Source organism: Streptococcus sp. F2 (genome assembly GCF_056500955.1).
In genome coordinates this window covers 50,798-62,729 of the sequence record NZ_JBWKAI010000001.1, presented here as the reverse complement: position 1 = coordinate 62,729, position 11,932 = coordinate 50,798, and the positions used below count along the sequence as shown (strand labels likewise).

The window sequence follows — 11,932 nt, the reverse complement described above, 5'->3', positions numbered from 1 at the left end:
AAGTTTTTTGTTACAATGAAATCCATTAACGGAAGAAAAGGGGTTATAGAGAATGGAAAGAGCTATTTTTGCAGGAGGTTGTTTCTGGTGTATGGTGCAACCTTTTGAGGAACAAGCAGGAATTTTGTCAGTCAGAAGTGGTTATACGGGTGGTCATCTCCCGAATCCTAGTTATGAACAAGTTTGTGCCAAAACAACAGGCCATACTGAAGCAGTTGAAATTATTTTTGATCCTGAAGAGATCAGCTATGAGGAATTAGTTGAATTGTATTGGGCCCAGACGGACCCAACAGATGCCTTTGGACAATTTGAAGATCGAGGGGACAACTACCGTCCTGTCATTTACTATACAACGGAAAGACAAAAAGCAATTGCAGAGCAATCGAAAGCCAACTTGCAAGCTTCAGGACGTTTTGACCAACCAATTGTTACCACTATTGAACCAGCTGAGCCATTTTACTTAGCTGAAGAGTACCATCAAGGTTTCTATAAGAAGAATCCTCAGCGATATGCACAAAGCAGTGCTATTCGTCATCAGTTTTTAGAGGAGAACTGGTCATGAGAAAATCATTTTACAGTTGGTTGATGACACAACGTAACCCTAAATCAAATGAACCGTTAGCGATTTTAGCAGATTTGGTGTTTGACGACACCACTTTTCCCAAGCATACAAACGATTTTGAAACTATTAGTCGCTACTTAGAAGATCAAGCTGGCTTTTCCTTTAATTTAGGAGAATTCGACCATATTTGGGAAGATTATTTGGCTCACTAATGGTTGCCGTAATAGCAGGATAAAAAAGAAATGTTACAAAATGACATCACTTTCTTTCAAAAAAATGACAAGCTACTTTTTTTCTTAAAAATATGCTATGATGTAAGATAGAAAAAAAGAAAAGGGAAGTCTACCTAGATGATTATTAATAAAAAAAGCTTATTTGTGACAACCGTAGCTTTGTCTTTGGTGCCTTTTGCAACGACTGAAGCGCAAGAGTGGACACCACGTTCTGTTGCAGAGATTAAGTCAGAACTTATTTTGACAGACAATGTGCTGACATATACCGTAAAATATGGAGATACATTAAGCACTATTGCTGAAGCAATGAACATTGATGTTAACGTTCTAGGAAGAATCAATAATATTGCTAATATTGATTTAATCTTCCCAGATACTATTCTAACAGCAACTTACAATTACCAAAATCAAGCGACTACCTTAACTGTTCAAGCTCCATCAAGCCAAGCATATCTTGGGGATGCCAACGCGAACTTGGCGACAGACCAAGTAACCGTTCAAGATCAAACCACTGGTGTAACAGCTCCTTCAGCAATGACAGGTGCAGTGGCAGCAACTCCAGTAGTTCCAACAGTTCCGTCAACACCAGCACCAGCAGCACCTACGGTAATGGCTCCAGTAGCTGAAGCGCCAGTGGAAACTGCTCCTGAAGTGCCAGTGACAGTTCCAACAGAAGTCATCACTGATGCGCCAGTTGCTCCGGCAGTGCCAGAAGTTCAACCAGCAGAAGTTGTTGCTGAGCCTGTAACTGAAGAGCCTGCAGTTGTAACAAATCCAGAAGTAACAGTTGAAGAGGAAGTACCAGCTACTCCTGAGACAGTTGTTGAGCCTGTAGCACCAGTTGTTCCTGTTGAAGAAACACCAGCAGCAGAAGTAGCTGCTCCAGCTGAACCTGTAGCTGACCCAACAACTATTGCGACTTCAAATGGCCTTTCATATGCACCAAATCATGCTTACAATCCAATGAATGCAGGCCTTCAACCAAAGACAGCTGCCTTCAAAGAAGAAGTTGCCTCAGCTTATGGAATCACATCATTTAGTGGGTACCGTCCAGGTGATCCAGGAGATCATGGTAAAGGATTAGCCATTGACTTTATGGTACCGGTTAGCTCTACGCTTGGTGATCAAGTTGCACAACATGCTATCAACAACATGGCAAGTCGAGACATTTCTTATGTAATTTGGAAACAACAATTTTATGCTCCATTCAATAGCATTTATGGACCAGCTAATACTTGGAACCCAATGCCAGACCGTGGTAGCGTGACAGAAAATCACTATGACCATGTCCACGTTTCTTTTAACGGTTAAAAAGACATTACTGAAACCTTACGTCTAGACGTGAGGTTTTCTTTTTTTAAAAATAATAGTCTGAGTTGTTTCTTTTAACATGTGAAAAGATTTTTGTATCCGTTTTCTTTTTTAGACAGTTTTCTGATAGTGTCCAAATGCCTACTTTTTTATTAGCAGAAGTTGTTAATAAGGAGTACAATAAACATTATTAATCCTATATGACGATAACAGTAAGGAAAAACGAGCAAGTTGATAACAAGGCGACAGTTTTTTTCTAACTGTTTGAGAATTCATATATGTCTATTTGAGATAAAAGGAGGTCTTGAAATGTATTATACTAGTGGTAATTATGAAGCTTTTGCGACACCTCGAAAACCGAAAGGTGTGGATCAGAAGTCAGCTTATATTGTTGGTACTGGCTTAGCTGGCTTAGCAGCTGCTGTTTTCCTTATTCGCGATGGGCATATGGCTGGGGAACGCATTCATCTCTTTGAAGAATTGCCGTTAGCAGGTGGATCGCTAGACGGTATAGAAAAACCTCACCTTGGCTTTGTGACCCGGGGTGGTCGTGAGATGGAAAACCATTTTGAGTGTATGTGGGATATGTATCGGTCTATTCCCTCGCTGGAAATTCCTGGTGCTTCCTACTTAGATGAATTTTATTGGCTGGATAAGGATGATCCTAACTCATCCAATTGTCGCCTCATTCATAAGAGAGGTAATCGTGTGGATGATGACGGCCAGTATACGCTCGGTAAGCAGTCGAAAGAATTAATCAATTTAATCATGAAGACAGAAGAATCTCTAAGGGACCAAACCATTGAAGAGTTCTTCTCAGAAGATTTCTTTAAGAGTAATTTTTGGATCTATTGGGCAACCATGTTCGCTTTTGAAAAATGGCATTCTGCTGTAGAAATGCGGCGCTATGCTATGAGGTTTATCCACCATATTGATGGTTTGCCAGATTTCACCTCCCTCAAGTTCAACAAATATAACCAATATGATTCTATGGTCAAACCGATTATTGCTTACCTAGAATCACACGGTGTTGACATCCAATTTGATACTAAAGTCACCGATATTCAGGTGGAACAAACAGCTGGTAAAAAGGTAGCGAAAACCATTCACATGACTGTGGCTGGAGAAGCTAAAACCGTTTCCCTCACCCAAAATGATTTGGTTTTTGTGACCAATGGTTCCATTACAGAAAGCACTACCTATGGTAGCCACCAAGAAGTCGCTAAACCAACCAAAGCTTTAGGTGGTTCTTGGAATTTATGGGAAAATCTAGCTGCTCAATCAAACGATTTTGGACATCCGAAAGTATTTTACAAGGACTTACCTGCTGAAAGCTGGTTTGTATCTGCCACAGCAACCATAAAACACCCAGCTATCGAGCCTTATATTGAACGTTTGACTCACCGTGATTTGCACGATGGTAAAGTGAACACTGGTGGGATTATCACTATTACAGATTCCAACTGGATGATGAGCTTTGCTATTCACCGTCAACCTCATTTTAAAGAACAAAAAGATAATGAGACCACTGTATGGATTTATGGTCTTTATTCCAATATTGAGGGAAATTACATCCACAAGAAAATTGAGGACTGTACAGGTCAGGAAATCACAGAAGAATGGTTGTATCATCTTGGGGTACCTGTGGATAAAATCAAGGATTTAGCTAGTCAGGACTATATCAATACAGTTCCTGTTTACATGCCTTATATTACGAGTTACTTTATGCCTCGTGTTAAGGGAGATCGCCCGAAAGTTATCCCAGATGGTTCAGTCAACTTGGCTTTTATTGGGAACTTTGCAGAATCTCCATCTCGAGATACCGTCTTTACGACTGAGTATTCTATTCGGACTGCCATGGAAGCAGTGTATAGCTTCTTGAATGTGGAACGTGGGGTTCCAGAAGTCTTTAATTCAGCCTATGATATTCGTGAATTGCTCAAAGCTTTCTATTACCTTAACGATAAAAAAGCAATCAAGGATATGGATTTACCAATTCCAAGATTGATTGAAAAAATCGGTCGTAAGAAACTTAAAGGTACTTTTATCGAAGAATTGCTTCAAGAGGCTCATCTGATGTAAGAATGACCACTACCTCAACAGCTGATAAGGGGATCTTATCAGCTGTTTTTTTGATGGGGAGTTTAGAAGTTGACAAGGAGAAATCTATTTTAAAACCAACATTGGTCCCTAAAATTTGTTATAATGTAAGCAATAAAGACGAAAGAAAGAGGGACTCTATTTGCAAGAGTATTCTGTTGATATTACGTTAACGCATCCTGATGATGTTCTGGCATTATTTGGAAGTAATGAACGCCATTTGAAATTGATTGAAGAACACTTGGGTGTTATTATTCATGCCAGAACTGAGCGCATCCAGATCATTAGCGATGATGAGGAGGCTGTAGCATTAGCTCGGTTGACCATTCAAGCCTTATTAATCTTAGTTGCGCGTGGTATGGTGGTTAACACGTCAGATGTTGTGACAGCTTTGTCTATGGCGGAATCAGATAAAATTGACCAATTTGTGGCCTTATATGAAGAAGAAATCATTAAAGATAACTACGGTAAGCCAATACGAGTTAAAACATTAGGACAAAAAGCCTATGTGGATAGTGTTAAACGTCATGATGTGGTTTTTGGTGTAGGGCCAGCAGGAACAGGAAAAACCTTCCTAGCTGTTACGCTAGCAGTCACTGCTCTGAAAAGAGGGCAAGTCAAACGAATTATTTTGACACGACCGGCGGTAGAAGCTGGTGAAAGTCTAGGTTTTTTACCAGGAGACTTGAAAGAGAAAGTAGATCCTTATCTTAGACCTGTTTACGATGCTCTTTACCAAATTTTAGGCAAGGAACAAACCACACGCTTAATGGAACGAGAAGTGATTGAGATTGCTCCGTTAGCTTATATGCGGGGTCGTACTCTGGATGATGCATTTGTTATCCTAGATGAAGCTCAAAACACGACTATTATGCAAATGAAGATGTTTTTGACCCGACTTGGTTTTAATTCAAAAATGATTGTCAATGGTGACACGAGTCAGATTGACCTCCCTCGGAATGTCAAGTCTGGCTTGATTGATGCTACACAGAAATTACAAAGCATTAAACAGATTGATTTTGTCTATTTCTCTGCTAAAGATGTTGTGCGTCACCCTGTTGTCGCTGATATTATCAAAGCTTATGAAACATCTTCAGAGGAAACGAAGGACTTAGCAGAGCCTAAGGCTAACAATAGCGATGATGACCATCAGTCAGGCCTGACTCAGTATCCAGTGATTGGACAAAATCCGAACGATAATTAAAAAGGATACAACACGTTTATTTTGGTATATTCCCGGGGAGGACTCTATGGATGATCTCACAACAGCCATTATGGCAGATGAGGACAATCGTTACTACACTGAAAGAGGCATTGAACCTTTGTACGCTGCTCCTAAAACGGCCAGAATTATTATTGTTGGTCAGGCTCCAGGAATAGTGGCACAAGAAACCAAGCTGTATTGGAATGATCGTAGTGGCATACGCTTACGAGACTGGCTAGGCGTAGACAATGATACCTTTTATCATTCAGGATTGTTTGGCATTATCCCTATGGATTTTTATTATCCTGGGAAAGGAAAATCAGGTGATTTACCACCAAGGAATGGTTTTGCAGCTAAGTGGCATCCACCGTTGAGAGAATTGATGCCAGAAGTTGAATTGACGATTTTGGTTGGTCGCTATGCTCAGGACTTTTACCTTGGTAACAAGGCTTACAAAACCTTAACTGAAACAGTCCGTCACTTTGCGGATTACTTGCCAGACTATTTTCCACTTGTTCATCCTTCTCCAAGAAACCAATTATGGTTAGCTAAGAATCCCTGGTTTGAGCAGGACTTATTACCTATCTTGCAAAAACGTGTGGAGGCAATTCTAGCCAAATAAGCCTTGATTAACCTAGCATTCCCATTTTAAGAAGGCTTGTGGTATAATGAGTAAATAACAAATGCTGATTGAAAGGATAAGGGAATTTATCTGTCAGATAATAATGGGTGCCCATAATATCAAGTGAGGTGGGTAGCCTTCCCCTAACAATTAACCTTATGTATATCGAGATGATTGACGAAACGGGACAAGTTTCGCAAGAGATTATGGAGCAAACAATTGATTTGCTCAATTTTGCTGCTCAAAAGACTGGTAAAGAAGAAAAGGAAATGTCTGTCACTTTCGTGACCAACGCCAGAAGTCATGAGCTAAATTTGGAGTATCGAGATACTGATCGTCCAACAGATGTGATTTCTCTAGAGTACAAGCCAGAGACACCTATCTTATTTAGTCAAGATGATTTGGCTGCTGACCCTAGTTTGGCTGAGATGATGGCAGAATTTGATGCTTATATTGGCGAACTGTTTATTTCTATTGACAAGGCGCATGAGCAGGCTCAAGACTATGGGCACTCTTTTGAGCGTGAAATGGGATTCTTGGCTGTTCACGGTTTCTTACATATTAATGGGTATGATCATTACACCCCTGAAGAAGAAAAAGAAATGTTTACCTTACAGGAAGAGATTTTGACTGCTTATGGCCTTACACGACAATAACACCACCAAACGGAAATGGAAAAACAGAACCATTACCTCAAGCTTGGAGTTTGCCTTGACAGGAGTCTTCACGGCTTTTAAAGAAGAACGCAATCTCAGGAGTCACCTGTTTTCAGCTTTTTTAGCTTGTGTCGCCGGTTTGGTGTTTAGCATTTCAGCCATCGAATGGCTCTTCTTGCTCCTAGCTATTTTTTTGGTTATTACTTTAGAAATTGTCAATTCTGCTATTGAGAACGTTGTTGATTTAGCTAGTGATTATCACTTTTCCATGTTGGCTAAAAACGCCAAGGACATGGCAGCAGGTGCTGTCTTGATGATTTCTGGTTATGCTGTCTTGACAGGACTTATTATCTTTATTCCTAAACTCTGGAATATTCTTGTTCATTAATTAAAGGAAAGGAATGGGCTATCCTGTGTGATGATACGATAGGATAGCGATAGAGGCAAAGCGCTTGACCACACTGGTCAGTTTAGCCTAGCTATCTATTGTTGATGCCCGTAATTATCTATGTTTAAATCAGGCTTTGTAGCCATTCTTGGTCGTCCAAATGTTGGGAAATCTACCTTTTTAAATCACGTCATGGGGCAAAAAATTGCCATCATGAGTGACAAGGCTCAGACCACCCGTAATAAAATTATGGGGATATACACCACAGAAACAGAACAAATTGTCTTTATTGACACCCCAGGCATCCATAAGCCGAAAACGGCTTTGGGAGATTTCATGGTTGAATCTGCTTACAGTACCCTTCGTGAAGTGGAAACCGTTCTCTTCATGGTACCAGCAGATGAAAAACGTGGTAAGGGTGACGACATGATTATCGAGCGCCTAAAAGCAGCTAAGATTCCCGTTATCTTAGTCATCAATAAAATTGACAAGGTGCACCCTGACCAACTTTTGGCACAAATCGATGATTTCCGTAGTCAAATGGAGTTCAAAGAAGTAGTACCAATTTCTGCCCTAGAAGGTAATAATGTGCCAACTTTGATCAAGTTATTAACTGATAATCTTGAAGAAGGTTTCCAATATTTCCCAGAAGATCAGATTACCGACCACCCAGAACGTTTTCTTGTGTCAGAAATGATCCGTGAAAAAGTGTTACACCTCACCCAGCAAGAGGTTCCACATTCCGTAGCGGTTGTGGTCGAATCCATGAAGCGAGATGAGGAAACCGACAAAGTGCATATTCGTGCAACCATTATGGTGGAGCGCGATAGCCAAAAAGGTATTATCATCGGTAAACAAGGAGCCATGCTCAAAAAAATCGGAAAAATGGCACGTCGTGATATTGAACTCATGCTAGGAGACAAGGTTTACCTTGAAACGTGGGTCAAAGTGAAGAAAAACTGGCGGGACAAAAAGCTTGATTTAGCTGATTTTGGCTATAATGAGAAAGAATACTAACATAGTAAAGCGAGATCATATGCCACAAGACTACATTTCTTATATCCGCTCCAAAGTTGGGAATGATAAGATTATTCTTAACTTTGCTGGTGGGATTTTGACCAATGATGACGGCAAGGTGCTGATGCAGTTGCGTGGTGATAAGAAAACCTGGGCTATTCCTGGTGGCACTATGGAACTGGGTGAGAGCTCTTTAGAGACTTGCAAACGTGAGTTCTTAGAGGAAACCGGAATTGAGGTTGAAGCTGTTCGCTTACTGAATGTTTACACTCATTTTGAGGAAGTTTATCCCAACGGTGATGCTGTTCAGACTATTGTCTTTATCTATGAACTAACGGCTGTTTCTGATATGGCTATTGATAACTTTCATAATGAGGAAACGCTCAAGTTACAGTTTTTCTCTCATGAGGAGATAGCAGAGTTAGAGAGTGTCTCAGCCAAACATCGCCTGATGTTAGAGGAATATTTTAGTGATAGCTTTGCTATGGGGCATTAAGAACTCTCTAGGACAGTTGGAGTATTTTTGGAGATTGGCTTGTTAAAAAAATTTTTGAAAGACGATGTTTCGAGAGCTTATGCTCTCTTTTTTTGCTTCCAATTTTTCTGATTAAGTCTGAATAATTTTGTTAAATGTTAACAGGATTTTCTTTCCAATTGATACTAGCAGACATCAAACATTTGTTTTAGAGTTATGACGAATTGCCACCTAGCCATGCATGACTTAGGCAAGTTGAACCTAACTGTGGCAATAGACTTGGAAGGGGTGACAAGAATCATTTCCTAAAAGAATTGATGAAGTGCCTATCAATTATTCGAATTGTAAAGTTCGTCTAAGTAAAGTTGAATTTGATCTCGAATGGACTTTAATGATTTATGACTTGTTGTGTCAATAACACCAAAAACTCGATAATGATTTTTAAATATTTCCTCGTAATTAATATGATTTCCGATTAGAATAATATGAGCATGAGGATAACGCATACGTATTTCGTTTAGAAGGTCATATACTTGCTCAGATTTAAAAAAGTATGATTTATGATAAAATAAACCTGACATTTGTATTTATAATCTAAGTTTTTCCCACTAATAATTTGAGTTTTTAGAAAGTATCTCTTGAGGTAATAGTTAATATAGATAGATATCATATATCCTAAAAGAGAACGATGTAAGATTTGAATAACTATCATAATTTTCTCCACGTATTGAACAATCAATTGACTATGTCCATCATCAACAAGGTCAAACGTTAGCTGAAGACTCCTTTATTTTTAAAGATGCCAAGACTCAGGTTCAGATTGCATTCAGATTCCATTTGCAGACTTACTTTATATTGAAACGTCATATATTGCTCATAAATTGGTTCTTTATTCTACTAGAGAAAGGATTGAATTTTATGGGGAGTTATCTGAAATCGTTAAGCAAGAACCAAGATTATTTCAATGCCATCGATCATTTGTTGTTAATCCCTACAATATATCTTCAATACAACGATTAGAACGTAAGGTTTATTTAAAAAAACGGTTCATCTTGTCTAGTATCAAGGCTAAAAGTTACTGCTCTAAAAGAAGCAGTTGAAAATCTACATAATAAGGAGACTTAGATGACTAGCATCTTCTTTCTAGCACTTACTTTTACTCATGTCATTATTTTGATAATTTTACATGCTAAAGTATATGTATATAAAGTAACTGTGAAAAATCTTTCGCTTTATACGCTTTTCTTTTTTTATATTCTGCCCAGTTTGGAAATAGGTATCGAATTTCAAGATATGAATATCGTTTCTGATATTTATCAGAATGTCCTCTTGACTAGTGGAGTGATTGGCACCTAGGGTTAAGTTTTCTAAGATAGATCCACTAAAGATATAAGCTTGTTGGGGGAGATAGTTGATATGCTGACGAAGTACTTTTTTATCAATCATTTTAAGATTTTGATGATTAATAGAAATCTGTCCCTTGTAAGGTTCAAAGAAATTAACAATCATTTTAGCTAATGTTGTCTTGCCAGAACCATTAATACCAACTATACTGACTTTTTCACCCTCCTTAATGGTCAAACTGATATCAGATAAGGTATCACGACCAAAGCCGTATTTATAAGACAAGTCTGCAAATTGGATATCTCCATATAGACAATAGGTATCTGTTAATGCCTGCTCTTTTTGGAACTCAGATTTAACCAGGTAAACTTCATTAAGCCGATTATTGGCAACCTTAGCGGATTCCAGTTTAGTTTGAAGATTAATGATATTTTCCAAAGGATTAGTAAAGTAGAATAATAGTGTATTAAAAGTGATGAGTTGACCAACAGATATTTTACCATTCATAACTAGTCGTGCACCTACCCATAAGATAGTAATATTTAAAATGAGTTGTGCTCCTTGCTTTAGACTACTTTGTAGAATAGAATACTTACTTAACTTAAAAGATTTATCCAAATAGTCTACAAATTCACTATCGATTTTCTGATAACGAATTTCCTCGCTAGTCAATGATTTGATTGTTTCAATGCCATTAATATCTTCGATAATAGCAGAGCTGATCATGGAATTACTCTGCATGATATTGTTATTCATCTTTTCAAAAGGTTTCATAAAAGTAAAAATGATGATAATGTAGATTGGGATAGAAATTAATGATAGAAGAAATAGTTTAGTGTTTTGTACGAGTAACACACCACCTACAATACTTAAAATAGAGACATCTAAAAATAGAGATAGAATTGTAGAAGCAAGTGCATCAGTAATAGAATTAGCATCTGTAAACCGTGAAATGATTTCTCCTGTTCTGTGAGTTGCAAAAAAAGACATGGGTAATTCAAAAATATGGCGAATGTAAGATAAAATGACGTCAATGTTCAATCGCTGACTGAGTACAGTCAAGAGGTAGTCACGTGAAAAACTCATCGTTTGTTGTAGGATATAGGTAACGATAAGTCCAATTGAGATTATACCGAGTGTTGACTTCATCTGATTTGGAATATATTCATCCAAAATGCCTTGTAGATAGTAGGAACCACCAATGTTTATCAAGGTAACTAAGAGGCTCGCTAAAACGATAAAGAAGATTAATGACCCTTGTTTAAAAATTAGAGGTAGAAAACTCATTAAGCCATTCTTTTTATCCTTGTGAGGCTTATAGCCAGGTTCAGGTGCTAAAAAGATAGCAACTCCTGTCCATTCAGAAGCAAATTTTTCTTTGCTCATTTTGCTTACTTTAACGGAGGGATCTGGATCTCCAATGATGAGATGTTCTTTCTTAGCTTGATATATAACATAGTAGTGTTGGAGTTTTCCTTCTTTATTGACATGGACGATAAAAGGGTAAGGGACATCACTCATATCAAATAGGGTCATATCTGCTTGTATAGCTCTCGTTTCAAAGCCCATCTCCTTGGCCGCCTTTACGATTCCAAGGGCTGTTGTTCCTTCTTTATTAGTCTTTGCCAATTCTCTCAGATGTGCCAGAGAATAGTCAGACCCGTAGAATTTTGCAATCGAAGCTAGAGCAGCAATTCCACAATCTCTTGCATCAATTTGTGGTACAAACGTACGTTTACATGATGTCATTAATATATTTCCTTCCAGTAAATTACAAATTCATTATTGCAAAACTACTGATAAGAAATTCGAAAATTCTTAAATGGTATCTAGTATATCCTGAATGGTATTTTAAAATTAAAAGTAATAAGTTTCTAGTGATTATTTTCTAATTCGAAACGATTAAAAAACTATGAAAAAAATCATTTCATGATGAAAAAAGAACATTTAAAGATTTTACGAGGCACAGATTTCTAAAGATGCTATACTGAACATGTCAAGGTTGCAACAAGACATAATA

General features: G+C 38.1%; 12 protein-coding genes and 1 pseudogene. 11 read left to right on the top strand and 2 right to left on the bottom strand.

Features of this window, described 5'->3' with window-relative positions; genetic code table 11:
- Positions 1 to 52 precede the first annotated feature (52 nt).
- The 10 genes from msrA to ACYTR8_RS00305 all read left to right on the top strand — a co-directional run bounded on the left by msrA (position 53) and on the right by ACYTR8_RS00305 (position 8,589).
- Positions 53 to 562 (top strand): peptide-methionine (S)-S-oxide reductase MsrA, encoded by a 510-nt coding sequence (msrA, locus tag ACYTR8_RS00350; protein ID WP_111715591.1) that lies wholly within the window; start codon positions 53 to 55, stop codon positions 560 to 562.
- The gene (locus ACYTR8_RS00345; protein ID WP_003060598.1) at positions 559 to 774 is read left to right on the top strand and encodes a YozE family protein; all 216 of its coding nucleotides are present in this window, start codon (positions 559 to 561) and stop codon (positions 772 to 774) included. Before msrA ends, ACYTR8_RS00345 begins: the two co-directional genes overlap by 4 nt.
- Positions 775 to 912: 138 nt before the next feature.
- Entirely contained in the window at positions 913 to 2,106 is a 1,194-nt protein-coding gene (locus tag ACYTR8_RS00340) for a LysM peptidoglycan-binding domain-containing protein (RefSeq protein WP_479641474.1), read from the top strand.
- 309 nt (positions 2,107 to 2,415) lie between these two features.
- Positions 2,416 to 4,188 (top strand): oleate hydratase, encoded by a 1,773-nt coding sequence (locus ACYTR8_RS00335; protein ID WP_479641473.1) that lies wholly within the window; start codon positions 2,416 to 2,418, stop codon positions 4,186 to 4,188.
- Between the two features lie 160 nt (positions 4,189 to 4,348).
- Entirely contained in the window at positions 4,349 to 5,410 is a 1,062-nt protein-coding gene (locus tag ACYTR8_RS00330) for a PhoH family protein (protein WP_479640687.1), read from the top strand.
- 46 nt (positions 5,411 to 5,456) lie between these two features.
- Positions 5,457 to 6,032: a uracil-DNA glycosylase family protein gene (locus tag ACYTR8_RS00325; RefSeq protein ID WP_111715607.1), complete on the top strand. Its 576-nt coding sequence runs from the start codon at positions 5,457 to 5,459 to the stop codon at positions 6,030 to 6,032.
- Between the two features lie 158 nt (positions 6,033 to 6,190).
- The gene (gene ybeY / locus ACYTR8_RS00320; RefSeq protein WP_111715610.1) at positions 6,191 to 6,688 is read left to right on the top strand and encodes an rRNA maturation RNase YbeY; all 498 of its coding nucleotides are present in this window, start codon (positions 6,191 to 6,193) and stop codon (positions 6,686 to 6,688) included.
- The gene (locus ACYTR8_RS00315; RefSeq protein WP_003054389.1) at positions 6,669 to 7,076 is read left to right on the top strand and encodes a diacylglycerol kinase family protein; all 408 of its coding nucleotides are present in this window, start codon (positions 6,669 to 6,671) and stop codon (positions 7,074 to 7,076) included. The genes ybeY and ACYTR8_RS00315 overlap by 20 nt, the downstream gene beginning before the upstream one ends.
- 120 nt (positions 7,077 to 7,196) lie before the next feature.
- Positions 7,197 to 8,093: a GTPase Era gene (gene era, locus ACYTR8_RS00310; protein ID WP_003047080.1), complete on the top strand. Its 897-nt coding sequence runs from the start codon at positions 7,197 to 7,199 to the stop codon at positions 8,091 to 8,093.
- A gap of 19 nt (positions 8,094 to 8,112) precedes the next feature.
- The gene (locus tag ACYTR8_RS00305) at positions 8,113 to 8,589 is read left to right on the top strand and encodes an NUDIX hydrolase (RefSeq protein WP_479641472.1); all 477 of its coding nucleotides are present in this window, start codon (positions 8,113 to 8,115) and stop codon (positions 8,587 to 8,589) included.
- Between the two features lie 308 nt (positions 8,590 to 8,897).
- Here the strand turns inward: ACYTR8_RS00305 and ACYTR8_RS00300 are convergent, their stop codons facing one another.
- Entirely contained in the window at positions 8,898 to 9,149 is a 252-nt protein-coding gene (locus ACYTR8_RS00300) for a hypothetical protein (protein WP_080589767.1), read from the bottom strand.
- A 300-nt stretch (positions 9,150 to 9,449) separates the two neighbouring features.
- Here ACYTR8_RS00300 and ACYTR8_RS00295 point away from each other — a divergent pair, with 300 nt between their 5' ends.
- Positions 9,450 to 9,668, top strand: coding sequence for a LytTR family transcriptional regulator DNA-binding domain-containing protein (locus ACYTR8_RS00295; protein WP_072135532.1), 219 nt, complete (start codon positions 9,450 to 9,452; stop codon positions 9,666 to 9,668).
- A 196-nt stretch (positions 9,669 to 9,864) separates the two neighbouring features.
- Here the strand turns inward: ACYTR8_RS00295 and ACYTR8_RS00290 are convergent.
- Positions 9,865 to 11,661, bottom strand: a pseudogene (locus tag ACYTR8_RS00290) (peptide cleavage/export ABC transporter); the annotation flags it as partial.
- Between the last annotated feature and the right edge of the window lie 271 nt (positions 11,662 to 11,932).